21 protein-coding genes are annotated in these 25,580 nt (G+C 71.3%); 11 read left to right on the forward strand and 10 right to left on the reverse strand.

The features are described 5' to 3' along the window. The first annotated feature begins 310 nt into the window (after positions 1-310). The 4 genes from ABD262_RS12325 to ABD262_RS12340 all read left to right on the forward strand — a co-directional run bounded on the left by ABD262_RS12325 (position 311) and on the right by ABD262_RS12340 (position 6,656). On the forward strand, positions 311-3,847 hold the full coding sequence (locus tag ABD262_RS12325; RefSeq protein ID WP_344136348.1) for a DUF7507 domain-containing protein: 3,537 nt from the start codon (positions 311-313) through the stop codon (positions 3,845-3,847). A gap of 71 nt (positions 3,848-3,918) precedes the next feature. Further along, positions 3,919-5,286, forward strand: a complete 1,368-nt coding sequence (locus tag ABD262_RS12330) for an NAD(P)-binding protein (RefSeq protein ID WP_344136351.1) — start codon at positions 3,919-3,921, stop codon at positions 5,284-5,286. A gap of 3 nt (positions 5,287-5,289) precedes the next feature. Further along, on the forward strand, positions 5,290-6,132 hold the full coding sequence (locus tag ABD262_RS12335; RefSeq protein WP_344136354.1) for a patatin-like phospholipase family protein: 843 nt from the start codon (positions 5,290-5,292) through the stop codon (positions 6,130-6,132). Then, a complete protein-coding gene (locus ABD262_RS12340; RefSeq protein WP_344136357.1) occupies positions 6,114-6,656 on the forward strand; it encodes a GNAT family N-acetyltransferase in 543 nt (180 codons plus the stop codon). The genes ABD262_RS12335 and ABD262_RS12340 overlap by 19 nt, the downstream gene beginning before the upstream one ends. A gap of 38 nt (positions 6,657-6,694) precedes the next feature. Here ABD262_RS12340 and ABD262_RS12345 read toward each other — a convergent pair whose 3' ends face one another. After that, positions 6,695-7,324, reverse strand: coding sequence for an FMN-binding negative transcriptional regulator (locus tag ABD262_RS12345; RefSeq protein ID WP_344136360.1), 630 nt, complete (start codon positions 7,322-7,324; stop codon positions 6,695-6,697). Positions 7,325-7,328: 4 nt separating this feature from the next. Next, the gene (locus ABD262_RS12350) at positions 7,329-8,303 is read right to left on the reverse strand and encodes a DMT family transporter (RefSeq protein ID WP_344136362.1); all 975 of its coding nucleotides are present in this window, start codon (positions 8,301-8,303) and stop codon (positions 7,329-7,331) included. On the opposite strand from ABD262_RS12350, the gene ABD262_RS12355 reads away from it, so the two are divergent. Continuing rightward, positions 8,302-9,720 carry an aminotransferase-like domain-containing protein gene (locus tag ABD262_RS12355; RefSeq protein WP_344136365.1) on the forward strand — a complete coding sequence of 473 codons (1,419 nt, stop codon included), beginning with the start codon at positions 8,302-8,304 and terminating at the stop codon, positions 9,718-9,720. The two genes, ABD262_RS12350 and ABD262_RS12355, sit on opposite strands and share 2 nt — an antisense overlap. Further along, a complete protein-coding gene (locus ABD262_RS12360; RefSeq protein WP_344136368.1) occupies positions 9,713-10,558 on the forward strand; it encodes a DUF3626 domain-containing protein in 846 nt (281 codons plus the stop codon). Before ABD262_RS12355 ends, ABD262_RS12360 begins: the two co-directional genes overlap by 8 nt. Before the next feature lie 38 nt (positions 10,559-10,596). Here ABD262_RS12360 and ABD262_RS12365 read toward each other — a convergent pair whose 3' ends face one another. The 3 genes from ABD262_RS12365 to ABD262_RS12375 form a co-directional block, all read right to left on the reverse strand. Next, a complete protein-coding gene (locus tag ABD262_RS12365; protein WP_344136371.1) occupies positions 10,597-10,848 on the reverse strand; it encodes a hypothetical protein in 252 nt (83 codons plus the stop codon). Between the two features lie 68 nt (positions 10,849-10,916). Beyond that, complete coding sequence (locus ABD262_RS12370; RefSeq protein WP_344136374.1) at positions 10,917-11,615, reverse strand: nucleoside/nucleotide kinase family protein; 699 nt, start codon at positions 11,613-11,615, stop codon at positions 10,917-10,919. Next, positions 11,612-12,235 (reverse strand): hypothetical protein, encoded by a 624-nt coding sequence (locus ABD262_RS12375; protein ID WP_344136377.1) that lies wholly within the window; start codon positions 12,233-12,235, stop codon positions 11,612-11,614. Before ABD262_RS12375 ends, ABD262_RS12370 begins: the two co-directional genes overlap by 4 nt. Positions 12,236-12,493: 258 nt before the next feature. Between ABD262_RS12375 and ABD262_RS12380 the strand changes: the two genes are divergently transcribed. Continuing rightward, on the forward strand, positions 12,494-14,371 hold the full coding sequence (locus tag ABD262_RS12380; RefSeq protein WP_344136380.1) for an acyl-CoA dehydrogenase: 1,878 nt from the start codon (positions 12,494-12,496) through the stop codon (positions 14,369-14,371). Positions 14,372-14,579: 208 nt separating this feature from the next. On the opposite strand, the gene ABD262_RS12385 is transcribed toward ABD262_RS12380, so the two are convergent. Then, positions 14,580-15,350 carry a CHAP domain-containing protein gene (locus ABD262_RS12385; RefSeq protein WP_344136383.1) on the reverse strand — a complete coding sequence of 257 codons (771 nt, stop codon included), beginning with the start codon at positions 15,348-15,350 and terminating at the stop codon, positions 14,580-14,582. Between the two features lie 181 nt (positions 15,351-15,531). After that, positions 15,532-15,801, reverse strand: a complete 270-nt coding sequence (locus ABD262_RS12390; RefSeq protein WP_344136386.1) for a DUF6458 family protein — start codon at positions 15,799-15,801, stop codon at positions 15,532-15,534. Between the two features lie 263 nt (positions 15,802-16,064). Between ABD262_RS12390 and ABD262_RS12395 the strand changes: the two genes are divergently transcribed. Further along, a complete protein-coding gene (locus ABD262_RS12395; protein WP_344136389.1) occupies positions 16,065-17,390 on the forward strand; it encodes an HNH endonuclease signature motif containing protein in 1,326 nt (441 codons plus the stop codon). An 80-nt stretch (positions 17,391-17,470) separates the two neighbouring features. On the opposite strand, the gene ABD262_RS12400 is transcribed toward ABD262_RS12395, so the two are convergent. The 3 genes from ABD262_RS12400 to ABD262_RS12410 are packed head-to-tail and all read right to left on the reverse strand — an operon-like array spanning position 17,471 to position 22,241. Next, positions 17,471-19,402 carry an NHL domain-containing thioredoxin family protein gene (locus ABD262_RS12400; RefSeq protein WP_344136392.1) on the reverse strand — a complete coding sequence of 644 codons (1,932 nt, stop codon included), beginning with the start codon at positions 19,400-19,402 and terminating at the stop codon, positions 17,471-17,473. Then, the gene (locus tag ABD262_RS12405; protein ID WP_344138179.1) at positions 19,402-20,220 is read right to left on the reverse strand and encodes a carbon-nitrogen family hydrolase; all 819 of its coding nucleotides are present in this window, start codon (positions 20,218-20,220) and stop codon (positions 19,402-19,404) included. The genes ABD262_RS12400 and ABD262_RS12405 overlap by 1 nt, the downstream gene beginning before the upstream one ends. A gap of 2 nt (positions 20,221-20,222) precedes the next feature. Continuing rightward, on the reverse strand, positions 20,223-22,241 hold the full coding sequence (locus tag ABD262_RS12410) for a bifunctional copper resistance protein CopD/cytochrome c oxidase assembly protein (protein WP_344136395.1): 2,019 nt from the start codon (positions 22,239-22,241) through the stop codon (positions 20,223-20,225). 77 nt (positions 22,242-22,318) lie between these two features. On the opposite strand from ABD262_RS12410, the gene ABD262_RS12415 reads away from it, so the two are divergent. The 3 genes from ABD262_RS12415 to ABD262_RS12425 all read left to right on the forward strand — a co-directional run bounded on the left by ABD262_RS12415 (position 22,319) and on the right by ABD262_RS12425 (position 25,577). Then, entirely contained in the window at positions 22,319-23,173 is an 855-nt protein-coding gene (locus ABD262_RS12415; protein WP_344136398.1) for a maleylpyruvate isomerase family mycothiol-dependent enzyme, read from the forward strand. Between the two features lie 165 nt (positions 23,174-23,338). Continuing rightward, complete coding sequence (locus ABD262_RS12420) at positions 23,339-23,854, forward strand: MarR family winged helix-turn-helix transcriptional regulator (RefSeq protein WP_344136401.1); 516 nt, start codon at positions 23,339-23,341, stop codon at positions 23,852-23,854. A gap of 1 nt (position 23,855) precedes the next feature. Next, positions 23,856-25,577, forward strand: coding sequence for an MDR family MFS transporter (locus ABD262_RS12425; RefSeq protein ID WP_344136404.1), 1,722 nt, complete (start codon positions 23,856-23,858; stop codon positions 25,575-25,577). Positions 25,578-25,580 lie beyond the last annotated feature (3 nt).

Below are 25,580 nucleotides of genomic sequence, written 5' to 3' on the forward strand. Positions count from 1 at the left end.
GCGGCCAGTGCCCCCCGACGTGTGCGTTCGGGCTGGTCCTCGCCGTGACCGCCGGCCTGGCCGCCTTCCGATCCGACGAAACCCGTTGTGTTTGGTGCAGTTTGTCCGCATCGAGCGCCACCAGACATCGATGCGCTCGATTCAACGGATGTTAACTGAATGACGACATATCGTCCGTACGGCCCGAATCACGTGCAGAGGGTCAGGTCCGGCACAATCGGGAGATAGTGTCCACGCAGACTTCGCTGGTCACGCTACCCGCGGCCGAGGCGGTGTTTCCCCCCGTACTCGACGCTTGCAGGAGCGCATCATGTCTGTCGCCACGTCACGCCCTCGTGCCCGGACCAAGCGGCATACCCGGCCGCTGGCCTTGGTCGTCGCACTGCTCACCATGCTCGTCACGGCCGGCTTGTCCGCGGTGACTGCCCTGCCCGCCTCGGCGGCCGCCGGCGACCCGTTCAACTCGGCGGCGCCGATGGTGTTCATCGCCCAGGGATTCCCGACCAGGCTCTACCAGGCGACCACCAGCCAGACCGGGACCACCAGCTTCACCCCTGTCGGTCCGGCCGCGAACTTCCAGTACAACTCGATCGGCTACAACCCGAACGACAACTTCATCTACGCGATCTCGCGCAGCGCCGGCAATGCCAGCGACGGCAGCTTCCTGCCCCAGAACTCACTCATCAGGATCGGGCAGGACGGCGTCATCACCGGCGTCGGGAGCACCGTGTACGGCGAGAACAACGTCGGAGCCTTCGGCGCCGACGGGAACCTGTACGTGATGTTCGGCAACTCGACCAACTTCATCCGGGTGATCAACCCGACGACGGGATTGCCCGTCGGCACGGTCAACCTGAGCGCCGTCCCCGAGGTCTCGGACTTCGTCTACAAGGACGGCTACTTGTGGGGCAACCGGAACAACAGCGCGCAGATGGTGCGCATCAGCCCGGTGACTGGCGCGGTCGACTTCTTCGGCGCCGTCGTCCCGGGTGCGAGCGGCTATGGCGCCGCGTGGGTCTACGGCAACGACAACCTCGGCTTCTCCAACAACGACACCGGCACGATCTACCAGGTCGAGATCAACAACCCGTCGGCGACCGTCCCCACCTTCACCGTCGTCTCGTCCAACGCCGGCCCCCCCAACGGCAACAACGACGGCACCTCCTCGCCGGGCATCCCGACCGACCTGGCGATCGCGAAGACCGGCCCGGCCAGGCTCGCGGCCAGCAGCACGGTGACCTACACGGTGCAGGTGACCAACCAGGGCGCCGGCACCTCCTCGGGCTTCGTCGTCGCCGACACGGTCCCGTCACCGCTGACCACCGTTGCCTCCAGCACGGGTGGGTGCACGGTGAGTGGAAACCAAGTGACCTGCGTCAGCGGCACGTTGGCTGTCGGGGCCTCGCAGACGTTCACGATCACGGCGCGGACCCCAGCGACCGTCACGACCTGCGTGACGAACACCGCCACGGTCCTGGCCAACGAGACCGACTCGAACAGCGCGAACGACTCCAGCTCGGTGACGAGCTGCCCCGAGGCGACGATCAGCGTCGCGAAGCAGGTGGCCGGCCGCATCGACGCCGCCGACCAGTTCGCCGTGTCGCTGAAGGACTCGGGCGGCACGTCCCTGACCTCGACCACCACCTCCGGCACCGCGACGAGCTCGACGAGCAGCTCGACGGTCGTCACGCGTGGCGGGACCTACACCCTGACCGAGGCGATGGCCTCAGGCTCTACCCTCGGCAACTACACGAGGAGCGCGACCTGCATGGGCGCCGCCACCGGTAGCTCCGAGACGCTGTCGGGCACCGGCCCGGACTGGACGTTCACCCCCCAGGCCCTCGACGCCTACACCTGCACCGTCACCAACACCGCCAAGTCGGCCACGTTGGTGATCGTCAAGCACGACGCCCCACCCGTGGACGTCAACGGCGACGGCCTGACCGACGCCGGCGACCAGATCGCCTACTCCTTCACCGTCAGCAACACCGGTGAGGTCACGATGGCGAACCTCGCGGTGACCGACTCAAAGGTCGGCGCGGTCTCCTGTCCCAGCGCGACGCTGGCGCCGGGGACCGGGCAGATCTGCACGGCGGACAACCCCTACACGGTCACCACGGCCGACGTGGTCAACGGGTCCGTCGACAACTCCGCCACGGTCACCGGCACGCCGCCGGCGAGCAGCAGCCCGGTGACCTCGGCGCCCTCGACGACCAGCACCACCGCCACGGCTCCGACCCCGCGCCTGACCATCGCGAAGTCCGCCGCCCCCTCGACCGCAGCCGCAGCCGCAGCCGGCACCACCCTGACGTACTCGTTCCTGGTGACCAACACCGGCAACGTCCCCGTCGACACCGTGGGTGTCACCGAGGGCACCTTCACCGGCTCGGGGACTTTCTCACCGGTCGTGTGCCCGTCCGCTGCGGCATCCCTGGCACCCGGGGCCCACACGACCTGCACGGCCAGCTACTCGCTGACCCAGGCTGACGTCGACGCCGGGTCGGTCAGCAACACCGCGACCGCGGACGGCACACCCCGGGGTTCGGCCACCGCGGTCACGTCTGCCCCGGACACGGCGACGGTCACGATCCCCGCCGCACCGAGCCTGTCCGTGGTCAAGAGCGCCAGTCCGACGACTGCCCACGCTGCCGGTCAGACGGTGAGCTACACGTTCGTCGTCAGCAACACCGGCAACGTGACCATCGCCGGCGTTACCGTCGACGAGGTGGCGTTCAGCGGGTCGGGAACGACACCGGCGATCAGCTGCCCCGGTGCGGCCGCCGCGCTGGCCCCCGGCGCCGACGTCACCTGCGCGGCGACGTACACGCTGACCCAGGCCGACGTCGACACCGGCACGGTGACGAACACCGCCACCGTCTCCGGCACCGCTCCGGGCTCGACCACTCCCATCCGTCCTTCCGAGTCGTCGACCGCCACGGTGACCGTGGCCCAGGCGCCGTCCCTGTCACTGGTCAAGTCGGCGGAGCCGTCCGCCGTCAGTGCCGTGGGTGACCAGATCGGCTACACCTTCCTCGTCACCAACAACGGCAACGTGACACTGACCGCTGTCGAGGTGGCTGAGGGTGAGTTCAGCGGAGCCGGCGCCATGTCCGCGGTGTCGTGCCCGTCGCAGTCGGCGACGCTGGCTCCCGGGGCGCAGCTCGAGTGCACCGCCACGTATGCGGTCACCCAGGCCGACCTCGACCAGGGCTCGGTCTCGAACACCGCCACGGCGAACGGCACGGCGCCCTCGGGTCCCGTGGTGAGCTCACTTCCGTCGACGACCGTGGTGGGCTCCGACGCAGAGGGCATCCTGCGGGTGACCAAGCGCGCCCATGTGGTCGACGTCAACAGCAACCAGGTCAACGACACCGGCGACCGGATCGACTGGAGCATCGAGGTGGCCAACACGGGCACCGCCACGGTCAGCGACATCACCGTCCTCGACCCGACCGCAGGGCAGGTCACCTGCACCGGCACCGTCCTGGCGCCCGGCGAGTCGCTGACCTGCACGGTCCCGGCACACACCGTCACCGACCTCGACGTCGCCCAGGGGTCGTTCGTGAACACCGCGTCCGCGGCCGGCACCGGCAGCAACGGCGTCGTCACGTCCAGCGTGGCTACGGCCACGGTCACGCTGGCTGGTGACACCGGCGACACGGGTGACACAGGTGACACCGGCAACCCCGGACAGCCGGGTGTCGCGCCCAGCGCCCTGCCGCACACCGGAGTCGACCAGGGGCTGCTGTACGCCGGCGCCGGCGGGGCGTTGGCCGTCCTGGTCGGACTGGTCCTCAGCCTGGCCGCCCACAGCCGCCCCAGGCGCGCCTCGGCCACTCGCGACTGATCCGCGACTGACGCGGGCGGCTCATCCATCTGACCATGGACGAGCCGCCCGCACGGTGTCAGCGTGGTCGCATGACGCGCATCGTCGAAGCCGACTACCTGGTGGTGGGGGCCGGCGCCATGGGGATGGCCTTCACCGACGCCCTCGTCGACCACCGGGACGTGCGCGTGGCCATGGTCGACCGGCGGCACGGCGTCGGCGGCCACTGGCTCGCGGCCTACCCCTTCGTCCGCCTGCACCAGTCCTCCTGCTTCTACGGCGTCGCGTCGACCCTGCTGGGCGACGGGCAGCTGCAACAGCGCGGCCCCGAGCGGGGGCTGCAGGAGCGCGCCACCCAGGCGGAGATCTGCGCCTACTACGCCAAGGTGCTCGAGCGGCTGGTGGCCGGCGGCAGCGTCGACTTCTTCCCCAACACTGAGTACCTCGGCGACCGCACCTTCGTCTCACGCCTCTCTGGCGAGAGCTTCGAGGTCCCCGAGCGCTGCCGGGTCGTCGACGCCCGCTACCTGGCCCCGAGCATCCCCGCGGAGAGTCCGCCACCGTTCGGGGTCGCCCAGGGCGCCAGGGTCATTCCCGTCAACGCGCTGGCCATGCTCGACGAGGCGCCCCCGCAGTACGTCATCGTGGGATCCGGCAAGACCGCCACGGATGCGGTCATCTGGCTGCTCTCGCGCGGCGTCGACCCCGAGGCGATCTGCTGGGTGCGCCCTCGCGACCCGTGGATGCTCAACCGGGCCGTGATCCAGCCCGACCCGGCGATCTTCCTCGGCGCGATCGCCGACATGATGGAGGCCAGCTTGGGCGCCGCCGACCTCGACGAGGTCTTCGTGCGGCTCGAGGAACGCGGCGTCATGCTGCGAGTCGACCGCTCGGTCACCCCGACGATGGCCAGGACCCCGACCCTCGCCACCTGGGAGCTCGACCAGCTGCGCACCATCGAGAACGTCGTGCGGCGCGGGCACATCCACACCGTCGACCGGGGACGGCTCCTGTTCGCGGACGGCCCGGTGGCCGTCGACCCTGACGCCGTCGTCGTGCACTGTGCCGCGGACGGCTTGCGGAACCCGGGTCGCGTGCCGATCTGGAGCCGCGACGCGATCACGCTCCAGACCGTGCGGGCTGGTTTCCCCTCCTTCGGCGCAGCGGTCACCGGCTACGTCGAGGCCACCCGCACCGACGACGCCGAGAAGAACCGGATCTGCAGCCCCTCCATCTACGGGAACTCGTTGCAGGAGTGGGCCCAGATGATCGTCCACGGCAGTCGCAACGCGGCCGCCGTCGCGGCCGAGCCCGACATCAAGGAGTGGTCTGCCGGCGTGGCCACCAACCCTGCACGTGTCCCACCCGGGTACGTCCCGTCGACGGCGCTCGACGAGGTCAACGAACGACTTGCGCGGCATACCGGTCCTGCTCTGGCTCGGCTCGCCGAGCTGATGTGACGCATGAGAGCTGACCACGCACGGGCGCTGGTGCTCGCGGGCGGCGGGGCCGCCGGTAACGCCTGGGAGATCGGCCTGGTCGCCGGCCCCGCCGAGGGGGGCGTCGACCTGCTCGCCGCCGACCTCATCGTCGGCACCTCGGCCGGCTCGACCGTGGCGGCCCAGATCACGAGCGGCACGAGCCCGGGAGACCTGTATGCCGCCGTCCTCGCGCAGGTGCCTCGGCCCCGCGGTGGTGACGGCCGACCTGACGGGCCACGCGGTCCGGGCGCGGCCGGTCGCGACTACGTGGAGTGGTCGGACGCGATCATCGCCACCGCCGTCGACGCCCGCAGCGGCGAGCCCGTGGTGTTCGACCGTGAGAGCGGGATCGACCTGGTCGACGCCGTCGCGGCCAGCACCGGCAACGGGTACCCGATCGGAGCAGACCGATACCTCAACGGCGGCTACCGGCGCAGCGAGAACGCAGACCTGGCCATGGGATTCGCGCGCGTGCTGGTGCTGTCGCCCTTCGGCGGACGGACCCGGATGCCGCTCGAGTGGCGCATGGACCTCGCCAGCCAGGTCGAGGACCTCCGCGCGGGGGGGCAGCCGGGTCGAGACCGTCTTCCCGGACGCAGGGGCCGGCGACGGGTTCGACGCCAACGCCCTGGACCCTTCCACCCGACGGCAGGCCGCCCGCGGCGGCCACGAGCAGGGTCGCGCGCTGGCGGAGCCCCTCGCCGCCTTCTGGAGCTGACCCGCGCGTCGGCGACCAACCCGCCAACCAGCTGGGCAGTGACGCACAATGGACCGTGGCCAGAGAGCTCGCAGACGTCGAATGGCCAGTGTCCACAGCGCGACTGACCCTCCGCAGGGCGACCGTCGGCGACGCGGATGCCGTGCTCTCCTACCGCAGCTCCTCCTTGGTGACCGAGTGGCTGGGCGAGCCGCCGGAGGACTTCCACGAGCGGTTCGTCGCCCCTGAGCGACTCGACCTCCTGCTGGTCATCGAACGCGAGGGCGCCGTGATCGGCGACCTCATGATCAAGATCGGTGACGCCTGGGCACCCCCGCAGCTGGCTTCGCGGGCCAAGGGCAGCCAGGCCGAGCTCGGGTGGGCGCTGCGACCGGAGGACACCGGCCAGGGTTACGCCACCGAGGCGGTCGAGGCGGCGTTGCGGATCTGCTTCGAGGACCTGGGGCTCCATCGCGTGACGGCGGACTGCTTCGCCGGCAACGCCCCCTCCTACCGCCTCATGGAACGCGTCGGGATGCGCCGGGAACAGCACGCCGTGCAGGACGCGCTGCACCCGTCGGGCGAGTGGATGGACGGCTACCTCTACGCGCTGCTGGCCGACGAGTGGCGCAGCCGCACGAGCCGCCCCTGACCCTGACCCCGGACAGGGCCAGCGTCAGCGTCAGCGCATCAGCGTCTGAGCACTCCGCTGCGCATCTGCTCGGCGACGGCGTGGGCGTCGCGCGACTCCTCGGCCAGCAGCCCCGCGACGACCCCGGCCCGGTCGGCGTCGGACCGGTTCTGGCTGAGCTTGGCCTTGGCCTCCACACGCTCCACCGCGAGCTCGAGCCCGACGATCGCCCGCAGCTGCCCGCGGAGGTACTTCTCCGGCGCGTCCGAGCTGCGCCACGGCGCCTCGCGATGGCCCTCGTGGCGCTCGACCAGCTCGTCGAGCGCGCCCTGGAGCCAGTCGACGTCGTCGTGCACCGTCGCCCGTCCCGTCAGCTGCACGACGGAGTAGTTCCACGTCGGCACGACCCTGCCGTGCTCGGCCTTGGTCGCGTACCAGGTCGGCGAGACGTAGGCCTGCGGGCCGGTCACGACGAGCAGCGCGGGCTGGTCGTCAGCGATCTGCTTCCAGTGCTCGTTCGCGCGGGCGAGGTGCGCGATCACGGTGTCGCCCCGCCAGACCACCGGCAGCAGGGTGGCCATCGGGTAGCCGTCGGCTCCCGTCGTGACCAGCTGCGCCGAGCCGAGCTCGGCCACCATCGCGCGGATCGCCGCCTCGTCGTCGAGGGCGTTGAAGTGCGGCACGTACATGGCGTCAGTCTCCTCCCGGCGCCGAGGTCGCCAACGTCGTCGGCGCAGCGCGCAGCGCTGGTATGCCGAGTCGCACCCGCACTGCCGCGCCCGCACAGGCGATCACGACCAGGCCACCGACGCCCGTGGTCCAGGTCAGCTCCTCACCCAGGAGCAGCGTCGCCCAGGCGATGGAGAGCACCGGCTGGACGAGCTGGACCTGGCTCACCTGCGCCATCGGACCGATGGCCAGGCCGTGGTACCAGGCGAAGAAGCCGAGGAACATGCTGACCACCCCCAGGTAGGCGAACGCCGCCCACTGCACCCCGGTCGCCGAGGGCGTCCGGTGCGCGACGGACCCGACGGTCAGGACGACCATCAGCGGCGCGCACAGCACCAGCGCCCACGACACGGTCTGCCAGGGGCCGAGCTCGCGGGCGAGCAGTCCGCCCTCGGCGTAGCCGACGGCGGCGGCCACGACTGCCCCGAACAGCATGAGGTCGGACCACCGCAGCTGGCCGAGACCACCCCACTGGGCCGACGCGAAGCCCATCGCGGCGAGGGCACCCACGGCCGCGATGACCCAGAACGACACGGGCGGACGCTCATGCCCCCGCAGCACGGCCAGGGTGGCCGTGGCAGCCGGGAGCAGGGCGATGACGACGGCGCCGTGGCTGGCGGGTGCGGTGGTCAGCGCGTAGGTGGTCAGCAGCGGGAAGCCGACGACGACCCCGGCCCCAACGACGGCGAGCCGCGCCCACTGGCGACCACGCGGCATACGTTGGCCGGTCGCGGCGAGCGCGACGGCGGCGAGGACGGCCGCGACGACGGCGCGGCCGGACCCGATGAAGAGGGGCGACAGCCCGCCGACCGACACCTTGGTGAACGGGACGGTGAACGAGAAGGCCGCTACTCCCAGCAGGCCCCACCAGAGGCCGGTGGGGGTGCGCGCTGATAGCGCTCGCCGGGATTGGAGAGTAGCGCTACTATGCTGCGTCATGAATGACGATAGCAGTTCCCGGATTGCGGCGTCCCTCCGGGACTGGATCGCGGACGCTCCCCCCGGCGCCCGGCTGCCCTCCACCCGCACCCTGGTCGCGCGCCACCGGGCCAGCCCGGTCACGGTCCAGCGCGCGCTCCGCGAGCTGACCAGCCAGGGAGTCGTCGAGAGCCGGCCGGGGGTGGGCACCTTCGTGCGCGCCGTGCGGACTGCTCGGCCCTCCGACTACGGCTGGCAGACCGCCGCCCTGCGCGCCCCCCAGTCGCGCACCCCTGCGGTCTCGGCCGCGATGCGCAACGCGCCCAACGACGTGATCGCCCTGCACTCCGGCTACCCCGAGCGCGAGCTCCTGCCCGAACGACTCGTGCGCGCCGCCCTGACCCGCGCCGTGCGCGGTGACACGACGCTGTCGAGGCCACCGGTCGCCGGGCTGCCCGACCTGCAGTCGTGGTTCGCGCACGAGCTCGGAGCGGCGACCCCGGTCGGGGTCACGCCTCCCTCACCGAGTGACGTCATCATCCTGCCCGGCAGCCAGAGCGGGCTGAGCTCGCTCTTCCGTGCGGTCGTCGCGGCCGGTCAGCCCGTCCTGATGGAGTCACCGACCTACTGGGGCGCCATCACTGCCGCCGCCCAGGCGGGGGTGCGTGTCGTGCCGGTGCCGTCGGGGCCCGACGGACCGGACCCCGACGAGCTCGCCCGAGCCTTCGAGGAGAGCGGTGCCCGGGTCTTCTACGGGCAGCCCAACTACGCCAACCCGACCGGCGCGCAGTGGTCGGTCGAGCGCGCCCAGCAGGTGCTCGAGGTGGTGCGTGACCACGGGGCGTTCCTGGTGGAGGACGACTGGGCCCACGACTTCGGCATCACCTCGACCTCCCGACCCGTTGCCGCGCACGACGACTCGGGTCACGTCATCTACCTGCGAACGCTCACCAAGAGCGTCTCCCCGGCCTTGCGCATCGCGGCCGTCATCGCCCGCGGCCCGGTCCGCGAGCGCATCCTCGCCGACCGCGGTGCCGACTCGATGTACGTCAGCGGCCTGCTCCAGGCCGCTTCCCTCGACGTCGTCACCCAGCCGGCCTGGCAGACCCACCTGCGCAGCGTCCGCGAACAGCTCAGGGCCCGTCGCGACCTGCTCCTCGACAGCCTCGAGGCACACGCACCGCAGGCCCATGTGGAGCAGGTGCCCCAGGGAGGTCTCAACCTCTGGGCTCGCCTGCCCGACGGCACCGACCTCGCCGAGCTGGTGATGCGCTGCGAGCGCGCCGGCCTCCTCGTCGCACCGGGCACCGAGTGGTTCCCGGCCGAGGCCGCCGGTCCCTTCCTGCGGCTCAACTACAGCGGGCCCAACCCAGGCGCCTTCCCCCACGCCGCGCGGATCCTCGGCGATTCCCTCTCTCGGGGGTCGGGTGATGCGTGAGCTGTCGCGCTGGGCCGAGGCAGCCGTGACGCACGTCGAGTCGCGGGCGCTCGGTGCGCCGGTCGACCCGGCGCTGCGGGTCACGCTGAACTTCCACCCCGACCGCCAGCAGGACGGCACCCCGATCCTGCGGGCGATGGCGCGCGACGGCCGCTACCGCAACCAGTTCGAGACCGGCACGGGCAACGGCGGGCTGACGGCGCACCCCGGGGGCCACCGCTGGTTCTGGGAGCAGCGCATCTTCGGCGGCGCGTATGACGAGGCGCCCGCCGGGGAGCGCCCCAAGTACGGCGCCCTCAACCACCGTCGCTGGTCGGTCGGCGGCGCCCCGCGGTTCGGGTCGGCGCACCTGCGGCTCGCGCCACACACGCTCGCCCGCACCACGTTCTGCTACCCCGACTCGGTGTACCAGCCCGAGCACTTCGGCACCGCGGCCCACCTCGACCTCACGACCGCGGCCGACCACGACTGGGAGTCGGGGGTGACCGAGGACCTCGACAGCTACGTCGAGGCGCACGTCCACGGCGTCATCGACCTCACGACCGACGTCGAGGCGCTCGTCCTCGACCCGGTCTACCGTGGCACTTCGGTCGAGTCGGACGCAGCGACGTTGCCGTGCGAGGTCGAGTGGCACGACGGCTTCCGCCTCGACCTCGCCACGGTCCGCGCCCATCCCGACTACCGCGGCGCGCACATCGTCGCCGTCGCAGAGGAGGTGGCGGTCGACGAGCGGCTCGACCCCGCGGTCATCGGGGTGGCCGTGGCCGCTGGCGGGCACGACCCCCAGGACCTCAAGAAGGTCTGGCACCACCTGGCGCGCTTCGGCCGCCCTGCCTGAGCTCCCCGCGGGGCGCGCAGGTCGAGTCGCGGCGCAGGTCAGGCTGACCGACGCAGGGCGGCCACGGCCGGCAGGTCGTCGACGGCGGCGAAGACGGCCGTGTCGCAGACCGTGCAGCAGAACCCGCCGGGCAGCTCGTCGACGACGGGCACGAGGATGCGCTCCCCGCGGCACTCGTCGCACCTGGCCTGGACCGCGTGCAGCAGCAGCACGTCGGAGAGGGTGTCACCCCGCTCGCCGGTGTCACCCCGCTCGCCGGTGTCTCTGTGCTCGCTGGTGTCCCTGTCCATGTCCCGAGGGTGACACGCGGCACCGACCGGGTGAAGCACCCACGCCGCGCCGACGCCGACGCCGAGAGCTAGTCGAACCGGCCGGTCACGACGAAAGGAGCGGCGAGGTCGGTGTTGTCGACCACGAGGTCGGCGCGGGCCCACGGCGAGCGCTGCTCGAAGTAGGTGCGCTGGGCCCCCACGTAGCGCTGCATGGACGGGTCCTCGGGGTCGGGCGAGGTGCCGTCGCGCTCCGCCATCCGCGCGGCCGTCTCCTCGAACGGCACGTCCAGCCAGATCGCGAGCTCGAAGCACCCCTCGAGCTCGGCCCGCTGCAGGAACAGCCCGTCGACCAGCACCACCGAGCCGGCCGGAGCGTGCACAGACGGACCGGTCAGCACCTCGTCGCTGGGCAGGTCGTGGCCTCGCGGCCGGTACTCCCGGGAGCCACCCGGCCCCAGCGGCTCGAGCACCTCGGCGCGCAGCCGCGGGTAGTCGTAGGAGTCGAGCCAGAAACCTTCCGGCGAGGTGCGGCCCCGGGCGTAGCGGAGCTCGCGCACCTGGTGCCAGTCGTCGGCGCTGACCCGCACCACGGCCCGACCTCGCGCGGACAGCTCGGCCGCCAGCTCGTCCGCGAACACCGTCTTGCCCGCCCCGTCGACCCCGTCGACCGCCACCCGCACGCAGTCCTCCCCTTGCGCCACGGGCACCGAGTCGGCGACCTGGGCGATGACGGCCGGGCGCACCAGCGGCGGTCCGCCGACCCCGACCGACGACTCGTCGATCATCCGGGCACCAACCAGCCGAGGACCGTCACCAGGCCGATCACCGCACAGGCCACGAACAGCACCCCCAGGACCAACGCGATGACCGTCGCCGCGTCAGGACCGCCGTCACCGGCGTCGTCCCCGACGCCGGCGCCAACCCGACCTGCCCGCGCCGGGCCGGCGCCTGCCTGACCCGCCGGCGTCTGCCCTGCCCGCGCCTGGCCCGGCTGTCCGTGCCCGGCTCCGACGCCGGCGCCGCCCGAGCTGCCGACCTGCTCGGCGCGGCGACGCAGGGCGTCCACCCGCTTGTTGCCCTCGAGCTCGCGCACCGAGCGCGGGAGGCTGCTCCACATCTGGGCGAAGTGGTCACCGTGCCGCTCCCGCCAGGCCTCGACCGACTCGTCGACGTCCTTGCCGCGACGGGTCGTGCCGAACCACGCCGCACCCGCCGCCGGCAGGTCGCGCATCGCGTAGCTCACCTCACCGAGCAGCTCCAGCGCCTCGGCGTCGTACTCGGCGGCGAGGTGGCCGACCAGCCGCTCGCGGGCCTTCCACTCCCGACCTGCCGCCAGGTCGGCGCGGGCGCGCTGCACGGCGCCGCTGGACGGGCTCGCGGGCTGCTCCTGCGGTTCCTCGCTCACCCTCGGAAGTATGCCGGGTGGCCACCGACCCGCACCCGGGCACCTCCCGCGCGCCCGCGGCATACCTGGCACCTGCGGCATGCCTGGTCGTCTTCGGTCGGGCTTCGTGCGGGTGTCGGGCTGGTGGGGAATCCCACCGAGTCCTTCGAGGGCAAGGGGCTTGCATTCGTTACTCGTCAGTAGCACCATGGAAGTTACTGACCAGTACAGGGCTGGCCACGCACGACGACGACGTTCGAGACGGTGGAGGTGCCCGACATGGGCCACTACAAGAGCAACCTGCGCGACCTGGAGTTCAACCTCTTCGAGGTCTTCGGCCGCGGTGAGGTGCTGGGCCAGGGCCACTACTCGGAGGTGGACCAGGACACCGCCCGAGAGATGCTCAAGGAGGTGTCGCGCCTTGCCGAGCACGAGCTGGCCGAGTCCTTCGCCGACGCCGACCGCAACCCCCCGGTCTACGACCCCCAGACCTACTCGGTGACCATGCCCGAGTCGTTCAGGAAGAGCTACCAGGCCTACGTCGACTCCGGCTTCTGGAGCGTCGACGTGCCGGCCGAGCTCGACGGCACCGTCGCCCCGCCCAGCCTCAAGTGGGCGATGAACGAGATGGTGCTCGGCGCCAACCCGGCGATCGCGATGTTCGCGGCCTCCTACTCGTTCGCGAACCTCCTCTACATCCTCGGCAACGACGACCAGAAGAAGCTGGCCCACTGGATCGTCGAGAAGGGCTGGCACTGCACGATGGTGCTGACCGAGCCCGACGCCGGCTCCGACGTGGGCGCGGGTCGCACCAAGGCCACCGAGAACGCCGACGGCACCTGGAACGTCACGGGCGTCAAGCGGTTCATCACCTCGGGCGAGTCCGACATGACCGACAACGTCATCCACTTCGTGCTGGCCCGGCCCGAGGGCGCCGGCCCCGGCACCAAGGGACTGTCGCTGTTCATCGTGCCGAAGTTCCAGATCGACCTCGAGACCGGCGAGCTCGGCGAGCGCAACGGCGCCAACGTCACCAACCTCGAGCACAAGATGGGCCTCAAGGTCTCCACGACCTGCGAGATCACCTTCGGCGACAGGGAGCCGGCTGTCGGCACCCTGCTCGGCGACACCCACGACGGCATCGCCCAGATGTTCCGCGTCATCGAGCACGCGCGGATGCTGGTGGGCACCAAGGCGATCTCGACGCTGTCGACGGCCTACCTCAACGCGCTCGACTACGCCAAGCAGCGGGTCCAGGGCGCCGACCTGACGCAGCAGACCGACAAGGCCGCGCCCCGCGTCACCATCACGCACCACCCCGACGTGCGTCGGTCGCTGATGACGCAGAAGGCGTATGCCGAGGGCCTGCGCGCGCTGGTGATGTACACCGCGACGCAGCAGGACACCGTCCACCAGGCGTTCCTGGAGTCGGGGTCGGAGGAGATCGCCGCCGACACCCCCGCGGAGATGGCCAACCGGGTCAACGACCTGCTGCTGCCCATCGTCAAGGGCGTCGGCTCCGAGCGCGCCTGGGTGCTGCTCGGCACGGAGTCGCTGCAGACCCTGGGTGGTTCGGGCTTCCTCCAGGAGTACCCGATCGAGCAGTACATCCGGGACGCCAAGATCGACACCCTCTACGAGGGCACCACCGCCATCCAGGGCCTCGACTTCTTCTTCCGCAAGATCATCCGCGACAAGGCCCAGGCCCTCTCGCACGTGGCCATGCAGGTGCAGGAGTTCGCCAAGGACCTCGGCGCCGACGGCGGGCGCCTCGACACCGAGCGCGAGCTGCTCGGCAAGGGCCTCGAGGACGTCCAGGGCATCCTCGGCTACATGGTCGGCGAGCTGATGAAGTCCGACCCGCGGCAGGAGGGTGGCGACGTCACCAACCTCTACAAGGTCGGCCAGAACACCTCCCGCCTCCTGCTGTGCGCCGGCGACCTCGTCATCGGCTGGCTGCTCCTGCGCCAGGCCTCGGTGGCCGCCAAGGCGCTGGCGTCCGATGGCGTCTCGGCCAGGGACCGCGACTTCTACGAGGGCAAGATCGCCGCGGCGTCGTTCTTCGCACGCAACGTCCTCCCGAAGATCGCGGCCGAGCGCCAGATCGCCGAGTCGACCGACAACGCGCTGATGGACGTCCCCGAGTCCGCGTTCTGACGCACCACCACCCCACCACGCGGGTATGCCGGGTGGTCCCGGCACGACCGAAGGGCTGGCCCCCCCTGGGAGCCAGCCCTTCGGCATACCTGCTCGGCGTTCGTCAGGTTGCTGTGGTCCCGCCCTCCCCTCCGGGGACGAGCGCACCCTCTTGGTTCGGATCAGCGGGCGGAACGGATGTCTGCCGAGGTGCCGATCCCGGGATTCCCTACGTGAACCGGATGAAGTCGCTGAACTGCTCGCTGCCGGTGCCTCGGGTGGCCCTGCGGTAGCTGTAGGTGTCGGAGCGCACGTGGTTGTACTCCTCCACCATGAAGCTGCCGTCGCTGTTGACCTTCGCGACGTAGGCGACGTGGCCGTAGGTACCACTGCTGCGGACCGCGATGTCCCCGACCTTCGGGGACTGGTGGACCGGGATGCCGGCGGCGCGGGCAGCGTTGTCCCAGTGCTCGGCGTTGCCCCAGTGCTGTCCCTTGTAGGAGTTCGAGAAGGCCACCCCCACGTTGTGGCGCACGCGCCAAGCGGCGAAGGAGGTGCACTGGCCCTTGTAGAAGTTCCACGGGTCGACGCCCGAGGTGGCGCCGCGGTAGGGGTAGTCGTCCTTGATCGCGCCGGTCGGGGCCGGGGTGCTGCCGCCACACCTGGGGGCGACGAAGCCGTCGCGCCCGGTGTAGACGTAGGCGTCGGACACGTAGCGACCGGTGCCGATCTTGTCCCAGATGCTCGAGGTGCCGTAGGTGCCCTTGACGGTCGAGCCGTAGGTCTGGCAGCTGATGTTGACCTTGGTGCCCTTGGCGATCGTGGCCACCGCCGTGTAGCCGGTGCCCGGACCGGAGCGGACGGTGAGGGTGGCCCCACTCGTCCGGACGGTGCCCGTGGCCGCGTCGGCGATGGCCGCCCCGCCCGCGACGGCCGAGAGGCCGAGGGCGGCGGCGAGGGCCACCCGGACCGGCTTCTGGCTGAGGTTCGGTGTGCGCATTGCGTTCTCCTGCATCGTGTTTCGGATCCGCCCGTCCCCCTGGTGGAACCGGCTGCTGATGACGAAGGTAGGAACGTTCGGCGCACCCGTCGATGGGGAGAACTACCCGTACAGCTGCAGCACGCACGACGGGGCGGAGGGGAGTTATCCCCTCCGCCCCGTGGCGGTGAAACGGTGCGGGTCAGACGCGACCGTCACGGTCGACGTCGACCTCGTCGACGCGGGTGCCGGTGGCCGGGTCGCTGTGGCTGACCCGGCGGGCCGAGTAGCCGCCACCGGCCACGCCGCGACGGTTGGTGAGGACGAGCGACAGCAGGATCGCGAGAACGCCGGCGATCATGCAGATCCAGCCGATCGTCTGGAGGTCGACCCCGCCGACCGAGGATGCGTCGATGGCGAAGGTCAGGATCGCGCCGACGACGATCAGGAAGATGCCGAGTCCGATGTACATGCTTCACTCCTGGGGGGATTGCGGGCACTGGTCGCCCGTTGCCTCGACTCTATCGGCCGAAGGGCCCTGACCTGCGGCAACGCGGCGCATACTTCGCAAACCGACGCGCGCTGCCGCGGCCGTCGGCGGGTGCCTCGCGGGACCCGGCCCACCCTCGCCCGCCGGGCCGCTGTGGGGCCGGACCCGGCGGATGACCATCTTTCTGGTCATGTTCCTGTGGATCGTGCTTGTGTTCGAACAGATGTTCGACTACAGTTGCCTACATGTCCGCAGCTGTCACCCTCGACCCCGGCCTCACCGGGACGGTCGAGGTGCTGCGCGCCATCGACGAGCTGCTCGACCGGCACGTCGGCGGAGACGTCATCGGAGCCGCGGCGGCCGGCAGCGCCCTGGGTGCCGTCGACCGGGTGATCACCCGCTTGCAGGCGGTGCGGCTCTCGTTGGTCGCGGAGGCCGACCGGTCCGCGGTGGCGGCCGAGTCGGGGATGACCGGCACCGGGGCCTGGCTCGCCGCCCGCACCAGGCGTGAGGGTGGTCAAGCAGCGCGCGACGTGCGCCTGGCGACCGCTCTGGACCACGGCCTCGACGCCACCCGGGAGGCACTGGCCGCCGGGGACGTGTCGACCGAGCACGCCATGGTCATCGCCACGGCGACCGCCCAGCTGCCCCAGGGCCTCGGGGCCGACGAGCGCACCGCGATCGAGACCGCGCTGGTGCGCCGGGCCAAGCTTGTCGATCCTGGCACCCTGCGACGCGACGGGCGGCGAGCCCTCGCCGCAGTCGAGCGGTCGCAGGCAGAGGTCGACGCCCACGAGGACCGGGTCCTGCGGACGCAGGAGGACGTGGCGCTGGCGAAGTCGCGCCTGACCTGGCACCAGAACGGCGACGGCACCACCAGTGGCCACTTCACCCTCCCATCCCTCGCGGCGGCGATCCTCGTCAAGACGGTCCAGCAGATCGCGTCGCCCCGGCGGTTCGCGCAGCAGGCGGCCAGGGCAGCGAAGGCGGCCGGTGCCACCACCGCGGCCGAGGTGGCCGACGCCACCTGGGACGCCTTCCGTGCCGCCGACGGCGACTGGGCCCACCGCTACGGATCCGCCTTCGTGGAGCTCCTCGAGCACCTGCCCACCGACGCCCTCTCGGGCAAGGTCGCGGCGACGGTGGTCGTGACGGTCGCCCACGACCAGCTCAAGGCGGCGCTCGGCGCGGCGCACCTCGACACCGGCCACGACCTCTCGGCCAGCGAGGCTCGACGGCTGGCCTGCAACGCGGGCATCGTCCCGGCGGTGCTTGGCGGCCGGTCCGTGCCGATCGACCTCGGTCGGCAGGAGCGCTTCTTCACCGAGGCGCAACGCGTCTCGCTCGCGATCGCCTACGACACCTGCGCTGCGCAGGGGTGCGACCGGCCCTATGCCTGGTCCGAGCTGCACCACGAGGATCCGTGGGCGTCCGGCGGCCACACCGACCTCGAGCTCGCGGTGCCGTTGTGCGGGCACCACCACCGCAGGGTCCACGACCCCCGCTACTGGCACCGGGTCGACACCGATGCTCGAGGGAAGAAGTCCGTCCTCTACTCGCTGCGGAGCTAGCTCGTTCGTGGCCGGCTAATCCGTGCCGCCAGTGCGTTTCCCTAGTCCGTGCCGCTGGTCCGTGCCGCTGGTCAGTACAGCTAGTCCGTGCCGCGCAGGTCGAGGTCGAGGCGATCGGTCGCGCCTTCGACCAGGACGACCGGGATGCCCCAGTCCTGTTGGTACAGATGGCACGCCGCGTGCTCGGGCACCTCACCCGTGACCGGGTCGCCGTCGCACGAGGCCGCCTGCACGGAGATGTGCAGGACCCCGTCGCCGGCGGCTGGGTCGAGGACGAGAGTGCGTGTCAGGCCCTGCGCGCCGCCCGCGCCTTCGCGCAGGAGCCCCTCCGGGGTGGCCGAGACCATCAGCCTGGTGGGGTCGCCGTAGCGGTGGTCCAGCTTCTGACCCGTGGGCGGGGTGAAGTGGACGGTCAGGGTGAGCGCACCCGGGGCGACCTCCGTGCGCGGGCGCTGCGTCTGGTGCGCAAGGCCGTCGACGCGCTGGGCCTTGTCGGGCAACGGGATCCGCACGAGTTGGTGGGCCGCCGACTCGACCACGACCAGCTGGCTGCGCCCAGCCGGAGGCCCGTCGCGCTGCTCGCTGGCCTCGACGACGGCGTCGGAGGGTTCGAGCAGGCCGGTCGCGAGGGTGCTCACCTCCGACGTCAGGGGGTCGAACCGGCGGATCGCCCCGTTGTACGTGTCGCTGATGGCGACCGACCCGTCGGGCAGCACGGTGACCCCGAGCGGGTGCTGGAGCAGCGCCTGGTCGGCGGGGCCGTCGCGGTGCCCGAAGTCGAACAGCCCTTGTCCCACGTGGGTGGTCACGACGAAGCCCTCGTCGGTGACGTCGAGCGACCGCAGGGCCGAGGTCTCGGAGTCGGCCACCCACAACCGGGAGCCGTCCGGCGAGACGGCCAGTCCCGACGGCTGCGCGAACCACGCCTCGTCGGCCGCTCCGTCGCGGATGCCTTCCGCGGACGTGCCGCCGAGCACGGCGACGGTGTTGTCGGCGGGGTCGGTGGCCAGGTGCAGGGCCCACAGCTGGTGGGTGCCCGCCATGGCGATGACCACCCGGTCGATGAACCACGCGAGGTCCCACGGGGTGGAGAGGTCCTGCTTGAGCGCCGGGCCGCTGCCCGACCGCTCGCGCAGCTGTCGACCCGTGCCGGCGAGCAGGGTCCACGCGCCGTCAGCCAGCCGGAGTCCCTTGACCTGGTGGTGCACCGAGTCGGCCACGACCACGTCGTAGCCGACCCGCTCGGCCGTGGCGGCGGGCAGCACCAGCACGCCCTGGGGCTCGGCCAGGGTGTTCGCGCCAGCCACGTTCGTTGCATCCACGTTCGTTGCATCCACGTTCGCTGCATCCATGTTCGCTGCATCCATGTTCGTTGCGCCGAACCGTCGTCGCTCCGTGACCAGGTCCGGCTCGAGCCAGACGAGCTCGTGGTGGGCGGTGTCCGACACGAGGAACGACCCGTCGTCGAGCCCGGCGGCCTTGCCGGGAAACCGCAACGCGGTCTCGGGCGGCGGCGGCGCGGCATACGGGGAGTCGCCACGGCGCAGGGTGCCCTTGGCGGTGTGCTCGGCCACGAGCTCCTCGATGAGGACGGTGAGCCCGTGCGCGTGCCCCTCACCGGACATCGAGGCGACGATGTAGCCCTCAGGGTCGATGACGACGAGGGTCGGCCAGGCGCGGGCGGTGTAGGCCTGCCAGGTGACCAGGTCGGGGTCGTCGAGCACCGGGTGGTGCACGGAGTAGCGCTCGACCGCCGCGGCGAGGGCGTCGGGGTCGGCCTCGTGCTCGAACTTGGGCGAGTGCACCCCGATCAGCACGAGCGAGTCGCTGAACTTCTCCTCCAGCGGTCGCAGCTCGTCGAGGACGTGCAGGCAGTTGACGCAGCAGAACGTCCAGAAGTCGAGGACGACGACCCGGCCCCGCAGCTCGTCGAGGCTCAGCGACTGGCCGCCGGTGTTGAGCCAGCCCCGCCCGAGCAGGGGTGGGGCCTTGAGGCGATGACGTGCGCGCATCAGAGCCGACGGTCCTGGAGCACCGGGAACTGCTCGCGCCAGGCCGTGATGGCGTCGAGGTCGACGTCGACACTGAGCACCTCTTCGCCCGCGCCGGCCATGGCGAGCGCCTCGCCGGAGGCGGAGATGACCTGGGAGTGCCCGGCCATCTCGGTGCCAGCGTGGGTGCCGCCGGTGTTGCAGGCGATGACGACGCACTGGTCCTCGATCGCGCGGGCGTGCGCGAGCAGCGTCCAGTGCCGCACCCGCGCAGCCGGCCAGGCGGCGGGTACGACGAAGACGGTGGCACCGGCGTCGAGCTGACGCCGGTAGAGCTCGGGGAACCGCAGGTCGTAGCAGGTCGACAGGCCCGCGCGATGCGGGGCAGCGCCCGGCAGGTCGACCACGACGACGTCCTCGCCCGCGTCGAGCAGCTTCGGTTCGCCCGAGCCGAAGCCGAACCGGTGGATCTTCCGGTAGGCCGCGACGAGAGCCCCGTCCGGACCGTAGAGGAGCGAGGTGTTCCAGAGACCGTGGCCGTCGGCTCCCACCCCGACAGCGCCCCCGTGGCCCGGCTCTGCGCGTTCGATGATCGAGCCGGCGTGCAGGAGCACCCCGGCATCACGAGCCGCGGCCGACATGGCCGACCCGATCGAGCCGGCGATGGGCTGCGCCCGGTCGGCCCACTCGCGGTAGGAGAACCCGCCCGGTGCCCAGAGCTCGGGCAGCACGACGAGGTCGTGTCCGGCCTGGGCGCGCACCAGCGCGGCGACCCGGTCGACCCGGTCGTCCATCGCCTCGTCGTCGCCGTACGCCACCTGGACCACGGCCACCCGCATGGTCATCGCCGCCCCTCGTTTCGACGCTTGAGCTCCTGCAAGTGTGCGTTGTAGGCGGCCAGCTCCGCATCTCCGTCGCGGTCGGCCTGGCGGTCCTTGCGCGTGGACTCGGCGCGGTCGGTGCGCACCCACGCGACGGCCACCAGCAGAGTGAGGATCACGGTCGGCGCCTCCCCGATGCCCCAGGCGATCGCCCCGGCCTCGTGCTGGTCGCCGAGCGGGTCGGTCATCCAGGGCAGCCGCACGAGCTCGAAGAAGCCCGGCGCCAGCAGCGTCGAGCTGCCGGTCATCACCACCCCGAAGAAGGCGTGGAACGACATCGTCGCGAAGAGCACGACGAGCAGCATCAGCGGCGACCACTTCTTGGGCCCGGGGTCGATGCCGATCAGCACCCAGGCGAAGAGGTAGCCGGTCAGCAGGAAGTGCACCACCATCAGCACGTGCCCGGTGTGGGTGCGCAGCGCGAGCTCGAACAGCGGTGAGTAGTAGAAGATCGCCAGGCTGAAGAAGAACAGCACGGCCGCCACGACCGGGTTGGCGAACACCCTGAGCAGCCGCGAGTGGACGACCTGGAGGACCAGCTCGCGCGGACCCCAGGTCTTGTCGGGGCGGGACCGCAGGGCTCGCAGCGACAGCAGGAGCGGCGCCGCCGGCACCAGCAGGAGCGGCACCAGCATGGCGACGACCATGTGCATCACCATGTGCATCGAGAAGAGCACCCGGCCGTAGACCCCGGGGGCGCCACAGGTCGCGTAGACGAAGACCGCCCAGCCGAGCACCCAGACCACGGTGCGGTGGGCCGGCCAGGCATCGCCGCGGCGGTGCAGCGTGACCACCCCGGCGAGGTAGAGCCCGACCGCGACGACCGCAAGGCCCAGCCAGAGCCAGTCGATGGTCCAGGTCGTCAGCCACGAGTCGCCGGTCAGCGGGCCGGGGTCGGGGTAGCCGGTGAGCGCGAACGCCGGGGACGGGTCCTCCACCGCGGTGTCCGGCACCGGCGGGGCGCTGCGCGCCAGCGCCACGGCGGTGCCCATCGCGATGCCCATGACCACGAGCTCGGCGACGACCAGGCGCAGGAACGCCGCGGACCGGCCGTCGCGCAGGCCGGCGAGCAGCGATCGGCGGTGGCGCCACCCGGCATACCCGAGGAGCAGGAGGGCCGCGGTCTTGACCATCAGCAGCACGCCGTAGCGGGTGCCGAGGTCGCTGAGCGGACCGATCCGGATCAGCGCGCTCTGCAGGCCCGACAGCGCCACCGCCGCGAAGCACCACCCGGCCAGCGTCGAGAAGCGCCCCGCGGTCGCCGCCAGGTCGTCACCCAGCAGGGGTCGCAGCAGGGCCAGCGCGACCAGGCCGCCGACCCAGACCGTCACCGCGACCAGGTGCACGGCGAGCGCGTTGACGGCGGTGGCGTGGTCGGTGGCGCCGGCCGCGTGCCCGGCGAGGGCGAGGGGCAGGACGCCGAGGACGGCGAGCACGGACAACCAGGCCATCGCGGCGCGGCTGCTCGCGACGAGCGCCCCGAGCGAGATGACCGCCGCGACGCCGGCCGTGATGAGGGTCACCCGGGTCGGCTCGTAGGTCCACGCGAAGGTCGTGAACTGCTGCCCGAAGGCCGGGTCGGTGAGCGGGATGCCGATGGAGGTGGCCATCGTGAGCACGGCCCCGGCTGCGCCCGCGAGCGCCCACAGGCCGGCCGCGATCCCCGCGAGCCGGGTCGCGACGAGGCGCCGGTTGGTGCGGGTGGTCTCCGGCACGAGGTATGCCGCGTGGACCAGCAACCCGATCGTCAGCGCCGCAGCCAGGTCGTGGACCACCCGCGCGTAGAGCACGCCCCACCGGACGAACGCCCCCGGGTCGGCCACCACCGGGGCGGCGGCGGCCTCGCCGAGGACCGCGGCGAGCGGCAGCGCCAGCACCGCCGCCACGCCGAGGGCCAGCAGGGGCACCCGCGCCGGGGTGGGGTCCGCGGTGTTCTTTCCGTCGGTGGTGCGCCCGGCGGGCGCGACGGAGGAGGTCATGGTGACAGCCTAAGGAGACCGAGGCCCGGGACCTCGCCCGGGCCGCCGTGCAACCAGCCACCTCGTAGGGTGGGGGCATGCCTCTGCACCCGGCAGCACCCGAAGACCTGGCCGGACTCGTCGCGGCCTACCAGCAGACCACCCAGGCGGTGGTCGACCTCGGGCACTCCTGTTCGGATGACGACTTCGCGCTGCCCACCGCCTGCCCGGGGTGGACCGTCAAGGACCAGATCTCGCACGTCGTCGGCCTGGAGACCTGGCTGCACAGCGGTGCGAACCCGCGGGTCGAGCTGCCCGACTACGAGCACATCCACAACGCCGAGGGGGAGTTCCTCGAGCGGGCCGTGGAGCTGCGGCGGCCGATGGTCGGCGCCAAGGTGGTTGCCGAGCTGGAGACCATCGCGGCCCTGCGGGTCGAGCAGTTCAGCGCACCCGGCGTCACCCTCGACACGGTCGTGCAGGGCGCCTGGGGACCGGCCCCGCTGCGAGACAGCCTGCCCACCCGGATCCTCGACATCTGGACCCACGAGCAGGACATCCGCCAGGCGCTCGGTCGCCCCGGCGACCTCGACTCCGGTGGCGCCGTCGTCTTCATGCACCTGCTCTTCTCCTCACTACCCAAGCTCATCGCCCGCCAGGCCCAGATCCCGCCGGGCAACGTCGTCATCATCGAGAGCACCGGTCCGGTGGTGGGGCGGGCCGGCGTCTGGGTCGAGTCGCACGAGGACGGCAAGCCCCGCGGCATACCGCTGTTCTCGGGGATCGCCCACGACGGTGACCCCGACGACGTCTTCACCACCATCACGCTGTCGACCGACGCGCTGACCCGGCGGGCGGCCGGACGGGGCACCGTCGAGGACATCCACTTCACCGTGCAGGGCGACGAGGCCGTCGCCCACCAGGTGCTGGAGAACCTCGTCTTCGTCCCCTAGCAGTCCGTGCTCGCTGGCTCGCTGGCTCGTTGCTGGCTGGATCGTGGCTGGCTGGATCGTTCTCGCTGCTTCTTTATGCTGCGCTGCTTTTCTTATTGCTTGCTGCACACAACCATTTCGTGATACTTGTATGTCGCAAGCAAGTTCCTGACCCAAGGTATGTCCATGTCGCCCGACACGTTCCACCTCGACCGGGAGACGGCTGAGCGCGTCAGCGTCGGCCTGATCCGGTTGATGAAGCTCCTGCAGGCCATGCGCCAGCACGCACCACGGATCCACCCGGCGGTCGATGCCACCGCCTACCCGATCCTGTTCAACCTGGCCGCCGAACCGCGTCGCGTCTCGGTGCTCGCCGAGGTCGTGCACTCCGACGTCTCCACCGTGAGCCGGCAGGTGAGCACCCTCGAGGGGCACGGACTCGTCGACAAGGTGAGCGACCCCGCCGACGGGCGCGCCCAGGTCGTCCAGCTCAGCGAGGAGGGCACCCGGCTCCTCGCCGGCATCACGCAGCAGCGGACCGAGTGGTTCCGCGAGCTGATGGGTGAGTGGACCCCCGAGGAGGCCAGCGACTTCGCCGGCTACCTCGAGCGCTTCGGCGCCGACCTCGAACGCCAACGCAAGAACCTTTCCACCCCTCCCCCTACTCCTACCCCCACTCCCACTCGTTCCCCGGAGAACTGACATGGCAGCCGCCGCCCCCGCCCGTCCCGACGGGCCCCTGACCCACCGACAGATCATCACGATCCTCGTCGGCCTGATGATGGGCATGTTCCTCGCCGCCCTCGACCAGACCATCGTGGCCACGGCCATCCGCACCATCGCCGACGACCTCAAGGGCCTCGACGAGCAGGCATGGGCGACCACCGCCTACCTGATCACCTCGACGATCGTCACGCCGCTCTACGGCAAGCTGTCCGACATCTACGGTCGCAAGAAGTTCTTCACGACCGCGATCACGATCTTCGTCATCGGGTCGGTGCTCTGCACCCTCTCGCAGTCGATGCTCCAGCTGGCGTTCTACCGCGCCGTCCAGGGCCTCGGGGCCGGCGGTCTCTTCTCGCTCGCCCTCGCCATCATCGGCGACATCGTGCCGCCACGGGAGCGTGCCAAGTACCAGGGCTACTTCCTCGCCGTCTTCGGCACCTCGAGCGTGCTCGGCCCGGTCATCGGCGGGTTCTTCGCCGGCCAGGACACCATCCTCGGCTTCGACGGCTGGCGCTGGGTGTTCCTCGTGAACGTGCCGATCGGCATCGCCGCCCTCTTCGTCGTCTCGCGCACCCTGCACCTCCAGCACACCCGTCTCGACCACCGCATCGACTGGTGGGGTGCGGCCACCCTGACCCTCGGCCTCGTGCCGCTGCTGCTCGTCGCCGAGCAGGGTCGCGACTGGGGCTGGGGCTCCGGCCGCTCGATCGCCTGCTACGTCATCGGCCTGATCGGGGTCGTCGCGTTCCTGCTCGTCGAGCGGGCCATGAAGGACGAGGCGCTGCTGCCGCTCACGCTGTTCCGGGAGCGGACCGTCGCGGTCGCCTCCGGCGCCTCGGTGCTGATCGGCATGGCCATGTTCGGTGGTCTCGCCTCGCTGCCGCTGTACCTCCAGATCGTCAAGGGCGCGTCGCCGACCAAGGCCGGCCTGCTCCTGCTGCCCCTGACCCTGGGCATCATGGCCGGCTCGATCGTCTCCGGCCAGATCATCAGCCGCACCGGGCGCTACCGCCGCTTCCCGATCATCGGGTCGGCCCTGCTGGCGATCGCGCTGTTCGTCTTCCACTTCATCAAGGCCGACACCCCGCTGTGGCAGACCAGCATCGTCATGGTGGCGTTCGGGCTCGGGCTGGGCTTCAACTTCCAGCCCCTGACCCTGGCCGTCCAGAACGCCGTCTCCCCGCGCCTGATCGGGGTGGCCACTTCCTCCGCCACGTTCACCCGGCAGATCGGTGGCACGCTCGGCACCGCGGTCTTCCTGTCCATCCTCTTCTCGACGGTGCCCGACAGGATCCAGACGGCGCTCAAGGCCTCGGCCGGCACCAAGGACTTCCAGGCCGCGTTGGCCGACCCGGCCAACGCCGAGTTCGCCAAGGGGCTGTCGTCCGCGGCCGGTCAGGCCGGCGGCACCGCGGGTGGGGTCCTCAAGGACAGCTCGTTCCTCAACGACCTCGACCCGCGGCTGGCCAAGCCGTTCCTCCAGGGCTTCTCGGACTCGATGGACCTGGTCTTCCTCGTCGGCTCCGGCGTGATGGTCATCGGCTTCCTGGTGATGCTGCTGCTCCCCCACGTCGAGCTGCGCGGCGGCTCGGCCTACTCCGAGCGGGGTGCCGCCGACAAGGCGGACGCCGACCAGGCAGGTGCAGACAAGGCCCAGGCCGACGCGGCTGCCGCTGCGCCACCCGCGATCGGCCACTGACGC

The sequence above is a fragment of the Pedococcus bigeumensis genome (genome assembly GCF_039531795.1).
GTDB lineage: Bacteria > Actinomycetota > Actinomycetes > Actinomycetales > Dermatophilaceae > Pedococcus > Pedococcus bigeumensis.